The organism is Buttiauxella sp. A111 (assembly GCF_014189855.1).
Classification (GTDB): Bacteria; Pseudomonadota; Gammaproteobacteria; order Enterobacterales; family Enterobacteriaceae; genus Buttiauxella; species Buttiauxella selenatireducens.
Genome location: NZ_BJFN01000008.1, coordinates 59,539 through 78,800, shown reverse-complemented (window position 1 = coordinate 78,800; position 19,262 = coordinate 59,539). Strand labels below are relative to the sequence as shown.

The 19,262-nt window shown below is 46.8% G+C and carries 19 protein-coding genes; 8 read left to right on the top strand and 11 right to left on the bottom strand.

The window, feature by feature from the left end; all coding sequences use genetic code 11:
• The first annotated feature begins 57 nt into the window (after positions 1-57).
• Positions 58-1,017 carry a polysaccharide deacetylase family protein gene (locus BSPA111_RS20210; protein WP_183272926.1) on the top strand — a complete coding sequence of 320 codons (960 nt, stop codon included), beginning with the start codon at positions 58-60 and terminating at the stop codon, positions 1,015-1,017.
• A 17-nt stretch (positions 1,018-1,034) separates the two neighbouring features.
• On the opposite strand, the gene BSPA111_RS20205 is transcribed toward BSPA111_RS20210, so the two are convergent.
• Genes BSPA111_RS20205 through rfaD form a run of 6 tightly spaced genes read right to left on the bottom strand, consistent with a single transcriptional unit; the run spans position 1,035 to position 7,265 of the window.
• Positions 1,035-2,249, bottom strand: coding sequence for an O-antigen ligase (locus BSPA111_RS20205; RefSeq protein WP_183272925.1), 1,215 nt, complete (start codon positions 2,247-2,249; stop codon positions 1,035-1,037).
• Positions 2,237-3,157: a glycosyltransferase gene (locus BSPA111_RS20200; RefSeq protein WP_183272924.1), complete on the bottom strand. Its 921-nt coding sequence runs from the start codon at positions 3,155-3,157 to the stop codon at positions 2,237-2,239. The genes BSPA111_RS20205 and BSPA111_RS20200 overlap by 13 nt, the downstream gene beginning before the upstream one ends.
• 34 nt (positions 3,158-3,191) lie before the next feature.
• Positions 3,192-4,283 (bottom strand): glycosyltransferase family 9 protein, encoded by a 1,092-nt coding sequence (locus BSPA111_RS20195; RefSeq protein ID WP_183272923.1) that lies wholly within the window; start codon positions 4,281-4,283, stop codon positions 3,192-3,194.
• Between the two features lie 6 nt (positions 4,284-4,289).
• A complete protein-coding gene (rfaC, locus tag BSPA111_RS20190) occupies positions 4,290-5,267 on the bottom strand; it encodes a lipopolysaccharide heptosyltransferase RfaC (RefSeq protein ID WP_183272922.1) in 978 nt (325 codons plus the stop codon).
• The gene (gene rfaF / locus BSPA111_RS20185) at positions 5,267-6,316 is read right to left on the bottom strand and encodes an ADP-heptose--LPS heptosyltransferase RfaF (RefSeq protein WP_183272921.1); all 1,050 of its coding nucleotides are present in this window, start codon (positions 6,314-6,316) and stop codon (positions 5,267-5,269) included. Before rfaF ends, rfaC begins: the two co-directional genes overlap by 1 nt.
• Before the next feature lie 16 nt (positions 6,317-6,332).
• The gene (rfaD, locus tag BSPA111_RS20180; RefSeq protein ID WP_183272920.1) at positions 6,333-7,265 is read right to left on the bottom strand and encodes an ADP-glyceromanno-heptose 6-epimerase; all 933 of its coding nucleotides are present in this window, start codon (positions 7,263-7,265) and stop codon (positions 6,333-6,335) included.
• 219 nt (positions 7,266-7,484) lie between these two features.
• On the opposite strand from rfaD, the gene kbl reads away from it, so the two are divergent.
• On the top strand, positions 7,485-8,681 hold the full coding sequence (kbl, locus tag BSPA111_RS20175; protein WP_183272919.1) for a glycine C-acetyltransferase: 1,197 nt from the start codon (positions 7,485-7,487) through the stop codon (positions 8,679-8,681).
• A gap of 10 nt (positions 8,682-8,691) precedes the next feature.
• Positions 8,692-9,717 carry an L-threonine 3-dehydrogenase gene (gene tdh / locus BSPA111_RS20170; RefSeq protein ID WP_183272918.1) on the top strand — a complete coding sequence of 342 codons (1,026 nt, stop codon included), beginning with the start codon at positions 8,692-8,694 and terminating at the stop codon, positions 9,715-9,717.
• Between the two features lie 50 nt (positions 9,718-9,767).
• Here tdh and BSPA111_RS20165 read toward each other — a convergent pair whose 3' ends face one another.
• Together BSPA111_RS20165 and BSPA111_RS20160 are read right to left on the bottom strand one after the other, a co-directional pair.
• Positions 9,768-10,688: a hypothetical protein gene (locus BSPA111_RS20165; protein ID WP_183272917.1), complete on the bottom strand. Its 921-nt coding sequence runs from the start codon at positions 10,686-10,688 to the stop codon at positions 9,768-9,770.
• Complete coding sequence (locus tag BSPA111_RS20160; RefSeq protein WP_183272916.1) at positions 10,681-11,913, bottom strand: glycosyltransferase; 1,233 nt, start codon at positions 11,911-11,913, stop codon at positions 10,681-10,683. The genes BSPA111_RS20165 and BSPA111_RS20160 overlap by 8 nt, the downstream gene beginning before the upstream one ends.
• Before the next feature lie 193 nt (positions 11,914-12,106).
• Here BSPA111_RS20160 and BSPA111_RS20155 point away from each other — a divergent pair, with 193 nt between their 5' ends.
• On the top strand, positions 12,107-12,925 hold the full coding sequence (locus BSPA111_RS20155; protein WP_183272915.1) for a glycosyltransferase family 2 protein: 819 nt from the start codon (positions 12,107-12,109) through the stop codon (positions 12,923-12,925).
• Here the strand turns inward: BSPA111_RS20155 and BSPA111_RS20150 are convergent.
• From BSPA111_RS20150 to gpmM, 3 genes are read right to left on the bottom strand one after another with little or no spacing between them, the layout of a single operon-like run.
• Positions 12,916-13,827, bottom strand: coding sequence for a divergent polysaccharide deacetylase family protein (locus BSPA111_RS20150; RefSeq protein WP_183272914.1), 912 nt, complete (start codon positions 13,825-13,827; stop codon positions 12,916-12,918). The genes BSPA111_RS20155 and BSPA111_RS20150 overlap by 10 nt on opposite strands.
• Positions 13,828-13,875: 48 nt before the next feature.
• A complete protein-coding gene (envC, locus tag BSPA111_RS20145; RefSeq protein ID WP_183272913.1) occupies positions 13,876-15,159 on the bottom strand; it encodes a murein hydrolase activator EnvC in 1,284 nt (427 codons plus the stop codon).
• 9 nt (positions 15,160-15,168) lie between these two features.
• Positions 15,169-16,716, bottom strand: a complete 1,548-nt coding sequence (gene gpmM / locus BSPA111_RS20140) for a 2,3-bisphosphoglycerate-independent phosphoglycerate mutase (protein ID WP_183272912.1) — start codon at positions 16,714-16,716, stop codon at positions 15,169-15,171.
• A 245-nt stretch (positions 16,717-16,961) separates the two neighbouring features.
• Here gpmM and BSPA111_RS20135 point away from each other — a divergent pair, with 245 nt between their 5' ends.
• From BSPA111_RS20135 to gpsA, 4 genes are read left to right on the top strand one after another with little or no spacing between them, the layout of a single operon-like run.
• Positions 16,962-17,393 carry a rhodanese-like domain-containing protein gene (locus tag BSPA111_RS20135; protein ID WP_183272911.1) on the top strand — a complete coding sequence of 144 codons (432 nt, stop codon included), beginning with the start codon at positions 16,962-16,964 and terminating at the stop codon, positions 17,391-17,393.
• 25 nt (positions 17,394-17,418) lie between these two features.
• Positions 17,419-17,670: a glutaredoxin 3 gene (gene grxC, locus BSPA111_RS20130; RefSeq protein ID WP_124022207.1), complete on the top strand. Its 252-nt coding sequence runs from the start codon at positions 17,419-17,421 to the stop codon at positions 17,668-17,670.
• A 59-nt stretch (positions 17,671-17,729) separates the two neighbouring features.
• Positions 17,730-18,197, top strand: a complete 468-nt coding sequence (gene secB / locus BSPA111_RS20125; RefSeq protein WP_139881178.1) for a protein-export chaperone SecB — start codon at positions 17,730-17,732, stop codon at positions 18,195-18,197.
• Positions 18,197-19,216: an NAD(P)H-dependent glycerol-3-phosphate dehydrogenase gene (gene gpsA / locus BSPA111_RS20120; RefSeq protein WP_183272910.1), complete on the top strand. Its 1,020-nt coding sequence runs from the start codon at positions 18,197-18,199 to the stop codon at positions 19,214-19,216. The genes secB and gpsA overlap by 1 nt, the downstream gene beginning before the upstream one ends.
• The last annotated feature ends 46 nt before the right edge of the window (positions 19,217-19,262 follow it).

Sequence of the window (19,262 nt, the reverse complement as noted above, 5' to 3'; positions counted from 1 at the left end):
GCCCTTATCTGGCAGGCTGCGTAACATGATGTGAACATCTTTATCTCAGAGACGGAAATGACCAAACCTGCATTTATCATCACCATTGATACCGAAGGCGATAATCTCTGGCAAAACCACCGACAAATTAAAACTGAAAATGCGCGTTTTTTACCTCGTTTCCAGTCTTTATGTGAAAAGTACGGGTTCAAACCGGTTTGGCTAACGAATTATGAGATGGCTGTAGATCCGGTTTTTATCGAGTTTGCTAAAGATGTGATTGCGCGTGGCCAGGGTGAAGTAGGCATGCATTTGCACGCCTGGAATAGCCCACCAGAACACGATTTAACCGGTGATGACTGGCGTTGGCAGCCCTATCTCATTGAGTACAGTGATGAGATCATGCGAGAGAAAGTGGTTTATATGACCACATTGCTGGAAGAAACATTCGGCACAAAAATGATCAGCCACCGTGCAGGACGTTGGGCATTTGATAGCCGCTACGCCAGGTTACTGGTGGAGTTGGGTTATAAAGTCGATTGCTCAGTGACGCCGAGGGTTAACTGGCGAAATGCGAAAGGATCCCCTTCAGGCTCTGGCGGAACGGATTATCAACATTTTCCAAGTCAGGCTTATTTTATGGATCTGGATAATATTCATCAGACAGGAAATTCATCATTTCTCGAGGTTCCGATGAGTATTCAGTATAAGCACAGTGCTTTGATGAATAGCTTTAAACAAAGTTATGATCGGCTGAGAGGTAAATATCGTAGCCCTTCGGTTAATTGGTTGCGCCCGTCAGGCGGTAATGCTGCACAAATGATAGCGGTGGCCGAAAAAACATTATCTCAAGGTAATGATTACGTTGAGTTTATGCTTCATTCATCAGAGTTTATGCCAGGTGGTAGTCCCACGTTCAAAGATGAAGCGGATATTGAGAGGCTTTATCAGGACCTTGAGACATTATTCTCCTGGCTCGCAGAGCGAACCAAGGGGATGACGTTGGCAGAGTATTATGATTATAAAAAAGCCGGGTAAGAGCCCGGCTTTTCTTACTACACTTCTTTTTGTTTGGGTGGGAAACTAATCCCACATACCCCAATTACAGCAACGTAAAACAATATCGCCTCTGAACTTAAAAGTAATACATCACTTAAGCCATAGACAATCAACCCATTCATTGCAAACAATAATGGAGTATTCCGCTCACGTAAAGCCACCCAGCATAGACTCACGTATAACCACAATAATGCCAGACCACCAAATATCCCTTGTAAGGACAATGTTTCAATCATCTCATCATGTAGATGGACAGAAATGAAATCCATTGCACTTTTATATTGTGGATTTTGAATGGTGAATTGATCTGAGTAACTATACCGCGATTGCATCGATTGCCCAAATGGGGCATTGACAAAGTTATTTATTCCCACGGTCCACATAGAGAAGCGAGCACCAAGTGAGGTGTTGTCTTTCCCCTCCTGATAGAGACTCACTTCATCATAGGTTTGCTCAATTTTTGGATAAATATAATTTTTATACAAAAAGAAAATAGCAAATATCGCAACAATCAAAACAACCAGCATTGATTTAAGATGGATTTTTTTGAAGTAATACGTTGTCATCACTGCGATAATGAGTAAATGAAAAATGATTGCGGCTCGAGTGCCTGTTAAAATAATTACCACAAACGAGATTAAAATAGATAAGGCCGCGATAACATAGAATATTGGTTTTTTTTGGAGGTACAAGAAATAAATGAAAATCATGCTCAACGTCGAGTAAATATATGCTGAAATTGTTGCTCGATTAATTGCCATTTCAACACGTACCATTCCATGGAAAGACTGCCAAAAGGCATAAGAAGAGGCTAATATAAACGCAATGCCGATTATGGCAAGCATGACATTCTTATAGTTTAATGCTCTGAGATAGTGTTTGAAATATGTTATGTAAAAGACCAGGAACCCACCCAGTAGCAACTTTTTCCCAGCTCCAAGTTGATCACTATAGGTATTATAGCCGGTTGTATCGCGACCTAACCAAAGAAACCATATCAATTTTATGACACCGAGTAATATTATCGGATACGCGATATTGAATTTCTTAAATGAAAGACTCTTCCGTTCAATAATCATACCCGCAATGCTTAAATATACAGCAATATAATAAAAGTCTTTTTGCCTTCCATTGCTCAGTAAAGTGAATGCGATTGAAAGAGCTGCAAAAATAAATGCCGTAACATAGAGACGAGATTTTAATTTTTCCATAATGTACTCAAAGCTTTTCTCTTATAACTTAATCGAACATGGCGGTTAATAAAAAATCCTAAAGAATGTGACTGCAATACATGTTTTTTAACGATATTTTTATGCTCTGCATCCTGCAATAAATTATTATATTTAAGGTAAATATCTAGCCAGTGACATAATATTAGGTGGTGGAATCTATCGGGTAGATCATTTTCCATTTTCACTGTGCAGGTTAGCAGATTATTTATTTTAATTGGATCTAGTGCTGAAGACAGACTGCCTTGTCTTTTAATATAGTAATAATGGCTGTCAAACTGAAAATAGATATTAACTGCATTCATTAACATTCGAGGAAATACATAGAAATCCTCATAACACGTCATGGCAGGAATTTCATTGTTGAGATAAATTGAACGCTTAATAAACTGACCAATCAGGTGGGCTTGTAGATCTTTATGGATTAAGAAGCGGGTAATTGCTTCATCCTGAGATATTTTTTCAGGGTTTAGACCTGACCATTGATGATCTATTTTTGTGAGATCACGAATTTCATGCAGTCGTGTTAGCAACATGTCAGGCTGGTTTTTTCGAAGAAAAGAAATAATCGAAGGAAAACTTCCTGATTTTACTATGTCATCACTGTCCAGCATTGTGATGTATTCCCCATGAGATAAGGAAATTCCATGCTGACGAACTAACCCTACATTTTTATAATTTACTGTAGAAATAGCTACTTGCGCACATTGCTGGGCAATGCTTTTTATTTTTTCGTGTGTAGAATCTACAGAGCTATCATTAATAATGATGATTTCAGACTCATTAATCTCCGAGCCTAGAGCGTCGAGCAAGCTTTGAAACGTAGCATTAATCGTTTCTTCACAATTATGTGCAGCAATGATGATGCTTAGAAGTGGTTTATCTGCCATAACTTACTCTTTAAAAGCACAACACAGAATTGATTTAATTTTTGATGATGTCATTGTGTTGTAGATTTTGGTGGATGAAATCACGGATAGCATTGAGATCGTTATCACTCAATGCAAACATCTCTTCTCTTGTCCGGTCAAAATAATAAGGTGCTTCGAAGATATATGATTTTTCATATTCTTTGCTTCCAAGCAACAACACGTTCCCCAACGGCCTTTGTTCTGCAATGCAGCATGGACCGTAAATGAGAACAATTGGGACGCCGACTGCATCAGCTATGTAGACATTTCCAGAGTCTGATGCAATATAGAAATCCATTTTGCTGATGGCAAAAGGCACATCTTCTAAAGGAAGTTCACCAACCAGACTCACAATATCTTCCCGCATTCCGACTTCGCGATGTAGATCATCTAACCATACTTGTTCACTTTTAGGGCCAAAAACAAAATAAGTACAATTTAATCCCTCTAACGCATTAAAAATTTTCTTCCAGATTGCTGATGGAATGGTTTTTGATTTGTTTCCTGCAGAAATACTCAGACCTATTTTGGTTACGTTTTGTTTATCCAGTGATAGTGGATAGGCCGTAGGTTTTCTTAACGGGAGGGTGGCATGCTTAGGAACATCACGCCAGGTTAGGCTGCGATCTGCAAGCTTAAGGTAATCGTCCACAGTTAGTTGATCTTTGCGATGTTCAACAATGCCGTTCGCTGTCAGGTAAAAAAAAGTGTGATACCAACGGCGAGTGTAAGTCGAGAGGAATTGCTTGTTTGCTGCATTGCAAACTGCAGCAAAGAACAGATTAGTGCTGTTAGGTTGTAACAAATAGACGTTTTCGTAGCGATTCAACAGAGTGAATGCCAGATGAAACTTACGCCACAGGCTCTTTTTATGTTCTTCGATAAGAAAAATAGTGTCGATGGTTTCATCATATTTAGCCAATGGAAGAACTGTTTTGCTGATTAACACATCACTGTGCTTCAGATGGCTTAGCAAAGGCGTGATATTGACGAAATCACCTATTTTTGCCGTTTGAATCATCAAGTTTCGGCCTGTTTTTTTATAAAACAGTTTTCCGAATAGCTTGAACGGGAGAAAGATGACAAAGAGGAATAGATAGCTCATTAATCGTTATTCTGCTGCTATGTGACTAATTTTCTGGAGTGCGGTAAACGTATCTGCAGCGGTAATGTTAGCCATGCTTTTCTCTGCGCCTCGTAGTTCGTGCTGATTCTCGCCGTAACCACCAATCAAACCCGGATCGGTAGGGCCATATAATGTTATGTTCGGCCGATTAAGTGCAGCAGTCAGGTGGCTCAGTCCAGTATCGACTGAAACTACAGCCCTGGCTCCTGCAAGCTGTTTGGCTACTTGTTCAAGCGACAAGCGCGGCAACACCTCAACATTATCAAATCCGGAAGCCAAACGGATTGCTCGTTTGTGCTCGTGTTCCGCACCCCACGGGAGTTTAATATGTAATCCCGCATCATGCATTAATTGAATAAGATTTCGCCAGTGTGATTCCGGCCAGTGCTTTTCGTCGCGAGTTGTTGCATGCAGGAAAATGAAATAATTCCCCGTATCGGAGGAGGCTGTAGTCAGGAAGTGCTGTGCGATAGAGTAATCGCCCTGAGCTGCTGGCTTCTGGTAACCCAGACTTTTGGCGAACAACTCACGCGTGCGTTCAACGGCATGTTGTTGCTTCGCAATGGCGTGGCGACGGTTGTAGAACAGGCTCGACAATGGTTCGCGGGCGCTGTTCCAGTCCATGCCGTGTTTTATCCCTCTGGCTTTTCTTGTAACCAGAGCGGCACTTTTTATCAGTCCTTGGGCATCAATGACGGCGTCGTAATTTTCAGCGCGTAGAATTTTGTAGAAAGCGGCACGCTCGGCCTTTACGGGGGCTGAAAACCAGCTTTTACGCCAACGACGAATTGCGACTGGAAAAACGTTATCGACTGCAGGGTGCCAGCCTGGGATTTGAGCAAAACCTTCTTCAACAACCCAGTCAAAACGGATGCCGGGAATAGCTTGCATCGCATCTGTAAGGGCTGGCAACGTATGCAAGACATCACCCATTGACGATGTTTTGACGATCAATACCCGCATTACGCTTCCTTCTCCGCCAAAATAAGGGCGGTTAGCTCATCCATAACGCGCTCGGGCGTAATATCAATCAAGCTTTGATGATAGCCTTCTGCAGCATCGCCTTTACGGACTTTGTGATAACCACTAATAAGGCGAATAACTCGCGCCTTGTGTGAAAGTGGTGGAGTAAAGTCAGGGCTACTCGGACCGTATAATGCTACAAGCGGACGATTCAGCGCGGCGGCAACATGCATCAAGCCTGAATCATTGGACACAACAGCCTGGCAAGCCGCAATTAAAATAACTGCTTGCTCAAGCGCGGTGTCACCTGCCAGATTGCGGCAATGAGCCTGTTGTTGCGTGGTCAAAGCGGCGACGATATCGTTACCCGCTTCTTTGTCTTTTGCCGACCCAAACAACACGACCTGATAGCCATCATCAATGAGTTTGCCCGCAAGCGTAGCATAGTGATAATGCGGCCAACGTTTAGCCGGGCCGAATTCAGCTCCAGGGCAAAAACCAATTATCGGCCGTTGTGCATCAAGACTAAAAGCCTGACAAGTTTGCATTTTTTCCCCGTCGTTAACCTGCAGCTGAGGCCACAGCAACGGTTGGGGAAGATCTTTAGCGGACTGCATTTTGCCTTTGTCATAAGCCAAAGCAATGTAGCGCTCGACCATTAATGGCCAGGCTTGCTTGTCCAGAACACGCGCGTCATTGAGTAACCCGTAGCGCATTTCACCACGCCAACCCGTGCGTTGCGGGATATTGGCAAAGAACGGAACAAGCGCTGACTTAAATGAGTTGGGCAGCACATATGCCTGATCGTAACGTTTGGCACGCAAGGCGTGACCAAGGCGACGACGTTCTCCAATTTCCAAAGCACCATGCCCAAGTGGCATCGACAGCGCTTCGTTAACTTCCGGCATACGTGACAGTAATGGACGGCACCATGCCGGTGCCATCACATCAATGATTGCCTGGGGATAGCGCGCTTTGAGCGTGCGATAGAGACTTTGCGACATCATCATGTCGCCCACCCATGACGGGCCAATCACCAGTATTTTCATGCGTCAGGCTACCTGCTTATGCGTCACGGTTAAGCCAGTACATGTATTCTGTTACGCCTTCGGCAACAGTTTTAAATGGCTTGTCGTAACCTGCGGCACGCAGATTGGTTAAATCGGCCTGAGTAAATGCCTGATAGCGACCTTTGAGTTTTTCCGGGAATGGTATGTACTCAATGCTGCCTTTTTTATGGAATGCGAGTGCTGCATCAGCAATGGCCTGGAAGGATTCTGCTCGACCTGTGCCACAGTTATAAATACCGGATACGCCGTTTTGCCAGAACCACAGATTCACAGCTGCTACATCACCGACATAGATGAAGTCGCGTTTAAAACTGTCGCTACCTTCAAAGAGTTTCGGATTCTCGCCGTTATTCAGTTGGGTATTCAGATGGAATGCAACGCTTGCCATACTGCCTTTGTGGCCTTCACGTGGCCCATAAACGTTGAAATAACGGAAACCCGTAATCTGAGAGTTAGCTTCAGGCAAGATTTGACGAACGTATTCGTCAAACAAGAATTTTGAATAGCCGTAGACATTCAGTGGTTGTTCGTATTCACGAGATTCAATAAAGTCGCTGTTACGGCCACCATAGGTTGCAGCTGAGGAGGCATACAGGAAAGGAATTTCCCGTTCCATGCAGTAATGCAGAACTTCTTTAGAGTACTGATAGTTATTATCCATCATGTACTTACCGTCCCACTCAGTGGTGGAAGAGCATGCACCTTCATGGAAGATTGCTTCAATATCGCCAAACTCTTCGCCGGCCATAATCTGGATTAAGAAGTCTTCTTTATCCATGTAATCAGCAATATTTAAATCTACGAGGTTGGCGAATTTAGTGCCATCCTTCAGGTTGTCTACAACCAGGATATCCGTAAGACCGATATCATTCAGCGATTTAATGATGTTGCTGCCGATAAATCCGGCACCACCGGTGACAATGATCATAAGCGTAACCTTAAAAAATTAGGGGGCAATGAGGCCCAATACCTCACGCGTATATGACTCCTATCATACCACCACCCGAATTGTCTTTCCTAATAACCCGATTCTGGAAAGCACCTCGTGATTTATGCTGAAAATTCCAATTTCATTGAAGCGTCATCTCGTCTCCTGGTATAGGTTTGGGTAATATGTTCTGAAATTAGCCATGCCTGGAGAATCGCAATGCGCGGAGATTTTTACCAACAGTTAACATCCCAACTTGAAACCGCACGCGCGGAAGGGTTGTTCAAAGAAGAACGTATTATTACTTCAGCCCAACAGGCTGATATTACTGTTGCTGACGGCAGCCATGTTATTAACTTCTGCGCCAATAACTACCTGGGGCTTGCTAACCACCCACAACTGATCGATGCCGCTAAGCAGGGTATGGAGAAACATGGTTTTGGGATGGCTTCTGTTCGTTTCATTTGTGGCACACAAGACAGCCATAAAGAGCTAGAAGGGAAACTTGCTCGTTTCCTGGGAATGGAAGATGCGATTCTTTACTCTTCATGCTTTGACGCCAACGGTGGTTTGTTTGAAACGTTGCTCGGCCCAGAAGATGCGATTATTTCTGATGCGTTGAACCATGCTTCTATTATTGATGGTGTGCGCCTGTGTAAGGCTCAGCGTTATCGTTATGCCAACAACGACATGCAAGAACTTGAAGCTCGCCTGAAAGAAGCGCGAGCGGCAGGTGCTCGCCACATCATGATCGCCACCGATGGTGTGTTCTCTATGGATGGGGTTATTGCCAACCTGAATGGGGTTTGCGACCTGGCCGATCAATATGACGCACTGGTCATGGTTGATGATTCTCACGCGGTAGGTTTCGTGGGTGAGAACGGACGCGGTACCCATGAATACTGCGATGTGATGGATCGTGTAGATATCATCACCGGCACGTTGGGTAAAGCACTGGGTGGCGCTTCCGGTGGTTACACCGCGGGTCGTAAAGAAGTTATTGAGTGGTTGCGTCAGCGTTCTCGCCCATATCTTTTCTCCAACTCTTTGGCTCCCGCTATTGTTTCTGCCTCAATTAAGGTGTTGGAAATGCTGGAAACGGGCGCTGAAACGCGTAATCGCCTGTGGGCTAATGCAAGCTTGTTCCGCGAGAAAATGACCGCGGCTGGTTTTACTTTAGCCGGTGCTGATCATGCCATCATTCCTGTGATGTTAGGTGAAGCTGTTGTGGCGCAGAACTTTGCTCGTGAACTGCAAAAAGAAGGCATTTATGTCACTGGGTTCTTCTTCCCGGTGGTACCAAAAGGTCAGGCGCGTATCCGTACTCAAATGTCTGCGGCACATACCACAGAGCAAATTGAACGTGCGGTTGACGCATTTACGTGTATCGGTAAAAAGTTGGGCGTTATCGCCTGAGGGAGCGGTCATGAAAGCATTAGCGAAACTGAAAGCAGAAGAAGGCATCTGGATGACGGATGCGCCCAAGCCAGAAATGGGTCATAACGATCTGCTGATCAAAATCCGTAAAACCGCGATTTGCGGCACCGATGTGCATATCTATAACTGGGATGAATGGTCCCAGAAGACCATTCCGGTTCCGATGGTTGTTGGCCATGAGTATGTAGGTGAAGTGGTCGGAATCGGCCAGGAAGTGAAAGGGTTTAAAATCGGCGATCGTGTTTCCGGCGAAGGCCATATTACCTGTGGCCACTGCCGTAACTGCCGCGCGGGCCGTACTCACCTGTGTCGCAATACGACAGGCGTTGGAGTGAACCGTCCTGGCTGTTTTGCAGAATATTTGGTCCTGCCTGCTTTTAATGCTTTCAAAATACCTGACAACATCTCCGACGATTTAGCTTCTATCTTTGACCCGTTTGGCAACGCTGTTCACACTGCGCTGTCATTCGATTTGGTCGGCGAAGATGTACTGGTATCTGGTGCAGGCCCGATTGGCATTATGGCTGCGGCCGTAGCTAAGCACGTGGGTGCACGTAACGTCGTCATTACTGATGTGAACGAGTATCGTCTTGAACTTGCGCGTGAAATGGGTATCACCCGTGCGGTAAACGTCAGCAAAGAAAACCTGACAGATGTGATGAAAGAGTTGGGTATGACTGAAGGCTTTGATGTGGGACTGGAAATGTCAGGTGCACCACCAGCATTCCGTACCATGCTCGATACTATGAACCACGGTGGCCGTATTGCGATGCTGGGGATCCCGCCATCAGATATGTCTATTGATTGGACGAAAGTTATCTTCAAGGGCCTGTTCATCAAAGGGATTTACGGACGTGAGATGTTCGAAACCTGGTACAAAATGGCGGCATTGATTCAGTCTGGTCTGGATCTATCACCAATTATCACTCACCGTTTTGGTATCGATGATTTCCAGAAAGGGTTTGATGCAATGCGTTCCGGGCAGTCAGGTAAAGTGATTCTTAGCTGGGATTAATCACGCCGTGACGATTAAAAAAGGCCGGGAAACCGGCCTTTTTAACATCTTTACTCGCTTGCAGTAAGCTTTTCAGCATCCGTCAGGTAACGCACTTTACGGGTGTAATCTTGTCCTTTAAACAGCAATTCGCTCTCCGGCGAGACAAGATATTTTTGCCATTCAGAAAGCGGGAAGCCGCCATGTGCACCAACAACCGGTTTTGGGATAACTGAGGCTACGCCCCCAATTTTCTTGGATACCGGCCAGTTCATCCAGTCACCCAAATTCACCGTTTTGATATCAAGCATATCCAGTAATGCAGCCAAAGGTAGCTGGTCTGTTGGCGGTTGGCTATCGTCCATCAGCTCCCATGTGTCCTGGAATAACGTGAGCCATAACGGGCAGATTCGACGCCAGGTTTTTCGTGATGCGGCCAGGAAAGCCCCGTTAACGTGATCGACAATGTATGGACGAACGGTATCTTTGTAATACGCAGGCACTTTTTCGGCCGGCGCTTTATCCAGTTTGGCGATCATTTTCCCCTGACGGAAACTGGAATAAATATGATGTTCTTCGATTTTAAAACGTGGCATTTGCAGCAAGTTGAGATCGGAGTCGATCATCAAAATGCCGTCGGTACGAGCTTGCAAAGGCGCATTCAGCTTGATTAAGCGACTTAGATAAATTTGCTTGTAACGATAGCCTTCTTCACGCTGTGTGAGCTCAAGCGTCACGACTCGGGTTTTAGGTGGCAGTTCGCCAAACTCTATAGCAGGGCGATCGGAAACAATTACGATCTCCTCAACATCAGGAGCGAAACGTGCCGCGAACGTTGCTGAAAGCAAACCTTCTTCGATGTAATCCGCGCCAGCGCAAGGAATAACAATTGACGTTACCGGCACAGCTGCACTTCCAACTGCTGGCTCCTGATAAGGGATGTTATGTCGCGCCGTAATATGGCGATATTTTGCATTCAGAAATTTAAACATTTTCATTCCGGGTTGGTTTTGCTGCGCCAAGAACGGCTTCGACACCGGCAACATAGTGCTCGATCGCATAATTATCAATCACGCGCACGTAAGCTTGCTCAATTAAAGCATCACGTAATTCGCTATCTTGCCACACTTGCTGAAGTTGCGAAGCGAGTTTAACGGTATCACCATATGGGTAGAGCAGACCGGTGCGGCCTGAGTCGATTAACTCAGCAGTACCTGTCACATTTGAACCGATAACTACAGTTTTGAGCAACATGGATTCGAGGACAACTCGCGGCAATCCCTCACTTTTAGAAGCAAGTATGAAGGCATCAAACGCGGCCAAATAATCCAGTGGGTTATTACGAAAGCCAGTAAAAATCACGCGATCGGCAAATCCGTAATCAGCTGCCTGGCGCTTTAATTTTTCGCGATCTGCGCCTTCTCCAACCAGGACAAACTTCCATTTTGCTTCGGGGTGCTGCAGTTGAAAACGATGCAAGGCTTCGAGTGTATGATGGCAGGATTTTCGCGGAATCAATGACCCAATACTGCCAAACAAAAATGTGCCGTCTTCAATGTCTAACGACCGGCGTATCGCCACACCGGAGGGCAGAGGTTGGTGTATGTCAATGGCGTTAGGAACCGTAACACAGAGTGATTTCTTCACGCCATGATTGAGCAATACCCGCTCTACACCATGGGAGACTGCAATAACGGCATCGCCGACACGGTTCACTATTCTGGAAATCGACTGGCTCATCACCGGCTCGATACGGCAGTGTTGAACGACAGCAACATCAAGTGGCTCTGCCGCCAGATAACCTTCCAAATTGGATCCAGGTTGGTTATTCATGTACAGAATTTCGTAATTATCGCGCTGGATTATCTCGCGAATACGTTTTGCGTTCGGCTGGATTCGCCATTGAGCATCAATATACGCGGTCACTTTTTTGCGCCCAGCCTTGCTGAAAAACAAAAATGCGCGTGCCACTTCTTTGCTGACTTTTGCCCAACCCGGCTGTTTGCGCTGCGGGATGAAAATAACAGGGATATCAATGCTATTCAGCACCTTCTCAATGGTTTCACCTTCTCCGCGTGCGTAGTTGTAGTAAAAGCAGCACGTGATATCAAACCGCTGACGGTCAATACGTTTGAGCAGTTCCAACATGCTGTTGGTACCGCCACCCCACTCTTTACCGTTATCCAGCAGGAGAATTTTACGCCGTTGTTGCGTCATTGAAGCCCAGGCCTTTGTAGCAATAATCAGCTCGCATTATAAAGGCTGATAAGTGCGATAACTAATGCTTTTAGCTGTTCATGCGGTGCTGCTTCCAGTTTTATGATTATATATAATATGAAACCGGACATCATTTATTTTAAAGTTGGTGGTTTTTTCATTATATAGTTTTTCTTTTTTTCGATGTGTGGCCATGTTTAAATTAACTGTTTGTCTCCTGACCTTTAATTCATCTCGTTTGCTGAGTGATGTATTGACGCCATTAATGAAAATTGCCGATGAGATTATTATTGCAGACTCCGGAAGTACTGATGAAACGATTAATATATCTCGTCGGTTTGGTATTGAACCTGTCTACAATAAATTCCAGACACATGGTCAGCAAATGAATTATGCCATCACTCTTGCCAGCCACGATTGGGTATTCTGCATGGATAGCGATGAGATACTTGATGATAAGACGGTGAGTTATCTGTTGGCATTGAAATCCGGCGAAAGCCCAGAGGCAGGGCAGTCATGGCGAATTTCGCGCTACTGGTTCGTGTTGGGTGAACAAGTCAGAACAATTTATCCTGTTTCCTCACCTGATTTTCCCGTCCGACTGTTTAATCGCCAGCAAGCAAAATTTAACGATCGCCCTGTGGACGATCAGGTTACCGGGTATTCTCACTCATCAGTAATACCCGGTTTTGTTCGTCATGATACTTTTTATAATCTTCATGAAGTTTTTAATAAATTAAATAGTTACACCACAAGACTTGTTGTCAACAAAGATATCACTCCTTCACTTACCAGAGGAATATTTAGCGCTATAGGGGCGTTTTTTAAATGGTATTTATTTAGCGGCGCATGGCGAACCGGACGAGTAGGAGTCGTTACGGGTATTTATGCCACCCTCTATAGTTTCCTGAAATATTTTAAAGCCTGGTATAAAAAAGGGCAGGAACACAAGAACGCGCGCAAAGAAAGTTCAGCCACGACTTCCTCTGCGCGTGTATCGCGTCAGGACTGAGGTTTGCTTGTGTCCCATCCCTGCCATTGATACTGCATATATTTCACCAGCGTGCTTTGACTGATACTGTCGCTCAGAACAGTAAAGTATGTAGTGGCATACACCGGTTCCAGCGGTTTCTTCGGCTTGCAAAGTTTCACGCCACTGAAAGGATTTCTGGGTTGTTCAGTCGGTTTAACAGGCTGTACAGGGCGCGTATTATTTGGCCTGGAAGTATCAATCTGAGGTTCGTTGAGCAAGCTGCTTGGGCGCACCAACGTAATATCCGAAGGCAGGTTGTAGACCATTTGTTGCAGCACGCGTACGGTCGACGGATGCGGATGGCCTATGGCAATCGCGGAACCATTTCGGCGAGCTAACTCTACTGCCCGATTAAACTGGAAGCGAATATCGGCTTCGTTTTGTGTATCGTCCAGGAAAACTTTGCGCTTGATAACTTTGACATTAGTACCTGCAGCAGCCCGCATCGACTGGCTATTACCTATCGTCATACTGTCGAGAAAATAAAGATTGTATTGCCCAAGTGACTGCATCACTTTCTGCATGCCGAACAGGCTGGAGGTCATGGCGCTACCCATGTGGTTGTTTAAACCCACTGCGAAGGGCACTTTATTGACCGCGTCACGGATGATTCTTTCGATCTCACCGCTGCTCATATCCGGGCGCAGGGTGTCTTTTTCCAAAGGCTGTTTGCTCAGGGGAGCCATTGGCAAGTGAATCAGCACTTCGTGCCCGGCATTATGCGCCTTGGTGGCCATTTCGCGGGCGTGAGGAGCATTGGGCAGAACGGCAACAGAAATGTTAGAAGGCAGTGCGATAACTTGATTTTCTTGTGCGGGGCGATAACCGAAATCATCTATCACAATTGCCAGTTTTCCGGCGTAAACGGGGGTTGTCAGCATTAGTGTGCTGACGAGAGAGAAAAACACACGACGGATTTGAAGCAAAACTTATCTTCCCAACCACGGTTGTGGATTGACGGCCTGGCCCTGGCGACGAATTTCGAAATAAAGTGACGGGCGGCCCTGACCGCCACTGTTGCCTACCAGAGCAATAGCCTGGCCGGCGCGAACTTGTGTTCCAACATTAACCAGTGCGCTCTGGTTATAACCGTACAAACTCATATCGCCTTTACCGTGCTCAACGACAACGACCAGGCCATAACCCTGTAGCCAATCAGCAAGGATCACGCGTCCATCAGCAATGGCTTTAACTTCAGTACCTTCACCTGAGGCGATAACAATCCCTTTCCAACGTAGCTCACCCTGAAGCTGTTCGCCATAGCGATGCAAGATTGAGCCACGAACTGGCCAGAATGCTTGCCCACGAGGTGACCCGAGACCGCCGGTGCGTGACATCAGCGAACGTTCGTTCTCTGTGGGTTTGTAGGTACTACCTTTGCTGGTCGCTTCTTTTTGACGGTTTCGAACCTGTTCAGCTTCACGTGCTTCTTTCTCGGCACGCGCTCGAGCTGCGGCTTCTGCGCGGGCGAGCTGATCACGCAGACGCGATTCGTTCTGGCGCATTTCACTCAGCTTTTGCTGATCTTGCTGCAAAGAGGATTCGAGAGTAGAGAGTGTTTTTTTACGCTCGTTACGCGCACTTTCAAGCTTAGCTTGTTGAGCTTGTTGTTCGTAGAGCAACGTCTGTTGCTCGGTTTGCTTCGATTCCAGGTTCGCTTTTTGCTCCGCCGCTTCTGCTTTAGTTTGCCTAAGCTGTTCAATGGTTTCTTGCCGTGCGGCGTTCAGGTAGCCGAAGTAAGCCTGTAAGCGTTGCCCACGCTGGCTTTCTTCACCGCTTAAAATCAGCTGAATACCAGTATGTTGGCCCTGGCGGAATGAAGCATCGAGTTGAGCGGCCAGATTACGTTCCTGCGATGCCTGCTGTTTTTGCAGTTTCGCGAGGGAAGCATTCATGGTGGCAATTTGGCGATTGAGATCGGCAAGCGTATTTTGCGTGTCGCGCAGCTTGCGGCTGGCTTCGGCAATCGCTTTTTCTTGTGCCTGAAGTTGGGCAAGTAATGTTGAGCGTTGTTGCTGTTGCTGACGTACCGCGCGTTCTTTAGTCGCAATATCCTGCTGGATAGATTTCAACTGGTCGCGATCGTCGGCGTGACTGGTAAAAGGGCATAACAATACGCCAGCGCTTAGAACGCTGGCGTATAAAATAGGCCTGACTGAAAACATTTTCGATTTCACGGCCCATGTTATTGAATAAATCGCCTTTCCCCTCATGGGGAGGGATTATTCCACGATGAACAGCGGCTTGCCAGTCATCTCTTGCGGGATCTCCATACCCATCAGGTTCAACATAGTCGGAGCGATGTCAGAAAGCTTGCCGCCTTCTACTGCTTTCACGCTGCGGGAACCCACATAAATCAACGGAACTGGCAGGCTGGTGTGCGCAGTATGAGCCTGACCTGTTGCCGGATCAGCCATCTGCTCTGCGTTACCGTGGTCAGCGGTAATGAGCAACTGCCCACCCACGCTTTCAACGGCAGAAACAACCTGAGCAATACAGTTATCAAGCGCTTCGATTGCTGCCACAGCCGCTTCGTAAACACCGGTATGCCCAACCATGTCACCATTTGGATAGTTACAAATGATGGTGTCGTATTTGCCGCTGTTGATTGCTGCCAGCAGTTTTTCGGTCAGTTCTACAGAACTCATTTCTGGTTGCAGATCGTAGGTGGCAACTTTCGGGGAGTTGATCAGAATACGGTCTTCGCCAGCAAACGGCTCTTCAACGCCACCGTTGTAGAAGAAAGTAACGTGTGCATATTTTTCAGTTTCGGAGATACGCAACTGAGTTTTATTGTGCTTCGCCATCCACTCACCAAATGTATTGGTCAGTGATGCTGGTGGGTAGGCACATGCGGCTTTGATGTCTGCTGCGTATTCAGTCAGCATCACGAAATCACCGAAGTTAACTACTTTCTTACGAGCAAACCCGTCGAAGTCAGCGTTAACAAATGTACGGGTAATTTGACGTGCACGGTCTGCGCGGAAGTTCATGAAAATCAGCGCATCGCCGTCGTTCATGACTGCTTCAGCTTCGCCTTCTGCGCGGATCACGGTTGGTTTAACAAATTCGTCGTTTTCATCACGAGCGTATGCTGCTTCCAGACCTGCAATGGCAGTTTCTGCCTGGAATTCGCCTTTTGCTTGAGTCAGCAGGTCATAAGCCAGTTCAACGCGGTCCCAGCGATTATCGCGGTCCATTGCGTAGTAACGGCCAATCAGCGAGGCAACACGACCTTTACCGAGGGATGCAAATTTATCAGCAAATTTCTTTAGTGAGGACTCTGCACTGCGAGGTGGAGTATCACGACCATCCAGGAAAGCGTGCAGGTAGATTGCTTCAGCACCGCGCTCAGCAGCCAGTTCAATCATTGCCAGGATGTGTTCTTCGTGGCTGTGAACGCCGCCAGCTGATGCCAGACCCATGATGTGTACTGCTTTACCTGCGGCAACAGCTTTGTCTACTGCAGCGGTAAGCGTTGGGTTGGAGAAGAAAGTACGTTCTTTAATTTCCACGTCCAGACGAGTCAGATCCTGGTAAACAATGCGGCCAGCGCCAAGGTTTACGTGACCCACTTCGGAGTTACCCATTTGGCCGTCTGGCAAACCGACTTCCATACCAGAAGCGTTAATCAAGGTATGTGGACGCTGTGCCCACAGGTTATCCATAACCGGGGTTTTAGCATTCAGAATAGCGTTATCCTGCTGCTCTTCACGGTGACCATAGCCATCCAGAATCACCAGAACCATAGGTTTTTTAGTAACTGACATTGCGATAACCTCTAAGTCAAAGACAAAATTTGCGTAATTTTACTACAGGCCACGGGGTAAATAGCCGCAGAAGATCAAAGAAACGGGTTGGATTGTGATCGGTTTTACGTCGTTAAGGTAATTTTTTTCGTAACAGTCCGCAGAATCAACATAACCTAACGCAGACTGGCTGTATTTGGCACAATGCAAATGTATACTCCTCACTTGGTTTTTTCATATTACTTAGTCGGGAGCTACACCCCCCCATGCAAGAAATTATGCAATTCATTGGTCGTCATCCCATACTTAGTCTGGCGTGGGTTGGCTTGTTTGCCGCCGTACTTTTCATGACCTTTAAAGGTTTAACCTCCAAGGTGAAGGTCATCACCCGTGGCGAAGCAACACGCCTCATCAATAAAGAAGATGCCATTGTAGTCGACGTGCGTTCACGTGATGATTATCGCAAAGGCCATATTGCTAACTCATTGAATGTCCTGCCAGCTGATATTAAAAGTGGTAACTTCGGTGAGCTGGAAAAACATAAAGCGCAGCCTGTTATCGTGGTTTGTGGCAATGGCGTAACTTCTCAAGATTCAGCCGGATTGCTGACAAAAGCTGGTTTCGAGAAAGTCACCTTGCTCAAAGAAGGTATTGCTGGCTGGAGCGGGGATAACCTGCCATTAGTTCGCGGTAAATAAATCGAGACGCACATTGGAGAAGACCATGGCGAATATTGAAATCTACACTAAAGCAACCTGTCCGTTTTGCCACCGTGCAAAAGACCTGCTGCAAAGCAAAGGGGTCACGTTTCAGGAGTTAGCGATTGACGGTGATGCCGTTAAGCGTGAAGAGATGATTAAACGCAGTGGGCGAACCACAGTGCCGCAGATATTTATTGACGCACAGCACATTGGCGGATGCGATGACTTGTATGCACTTGATGCTCGTGGTGGACTCGATCCCCTACTTCGCTAGTGCAACTCCTTTGTCGCTTACTGCCGTTTAAGGACGTATTAATTTTTTAAGGGTTAACAATGTCAGAACAAAACAACACAGAAATGGCTTTCCAGATTCAGCGTGTCTACACCAAAGACATTTCTTTTGAAGCACCTAATGCGCCGCACGTTTTCCAGAAAGATTGGCAGCCAGAAGTGAAGCTGGATCTTGATACCGCTTCCAGCCAACTGGCAGACGACGTCTATGAAGTTGTGTTGCGTGTGACTGTGACCGCAACACTGGGCGAAGACACTGCATTCCTGTGTGAAGTTCAGCAGGCAGGTATCTTCTCCATCGGTGGGATCGAAGGTCCGCAGATGGCACATTGCCTGGGTGCGTACTGCCCGAACATTCTGTTCCCTTATGCACGTGAAGCAATCACTAGCCTGGTTTCTCGTGGTACCTTCCCGCAGCTGAACCTTGCACCGGTTAACTTCGATGCGCTGTTCATGAGTTACCTGCAGCAGCAAAACGGCGAAGGTGCTGAAAACCATCAGGATGCCTGATGAATAGCCTTAATGCCTCAATGACTGTGATCGGTGCCGGTTCGTACGGCACCGCTCTTGCCATCACCCTGGCGCGTAATGGTCACCACGTTGTACTGTGGGGCCATGACCCTAAACACCTTGCTACATTGCAGGCCGATCGCTGTAATGCGGCGTTTCTTCCTGATGTCCCTTTCCCTGACACTCTCCACCTCGAAAGCGATTTAGCGAAAGCACTGTCTGCCAGCCGTAATATTCTGGTTGTCGTGCCGAGTCACGTTTTTGGGGAAGTGCTGCGTCAAATCAAACCGTTAATGCGTAACGATGCTCGTATCGTCTGGGCGACAAAAGGTTTGGAAGCGGACACCGGACGCTTGTTGCAAGACGTTGCGCGTGAAGCGCTTGGCGATGAAATCCCGTTAGCGGTGATCTCCGGCCCGACGTTTGCCAAAGAGCTGGCTGCAGGGTTGCCGACGGCAATCGCGCTGGCGGCAACGGATGAAACCTTCGCTCAAGACCTCCAGCAATTGCTGCACTGCGGCAAAAGCTTCCGTGTTTACAGCAACCCTGACTTCATTGGCGTGCAGCTAGGCGGCGCGGTGAAGAATGTGATTGCAATTGGTGCGGGGATGTCTGATGGCATTGGCTTCGGGGCGAACGCACGTACAGCGTTGATTACCCGTGGTCTTGCTGAGATGACTCGTCTTGGTTGCGCCTTGGGTGCTGATCCTGAAACCTTCATGGGAATGGCGGGCTTGGGCGATCTGGTACTGACATGTACGGATAACCAATCACGTAACCGTCGCTTCGGCATGGCGCTGGGGCAGGGTGCGGATGTTGATTCGGCACAGCAGAAAATCGGCCAGGTCGTTGAAGGTTACCGCAATACCAAAGAAGTGCGGGAGTTGGCGGCGCGTTTTGGTGTCGAAATGCCAATAACCGAGGAAATTTATCAGGTATTGTATTGCGGAAAAAACGCTCGCGAGGCAGCATTAACGTTGCTGGGTCGAACGCGCAAGGATGAACGAAACAGCAACTGATGGAACAACACAACCGCGATAACTGAAGCGTTCCGGTACTACGTGC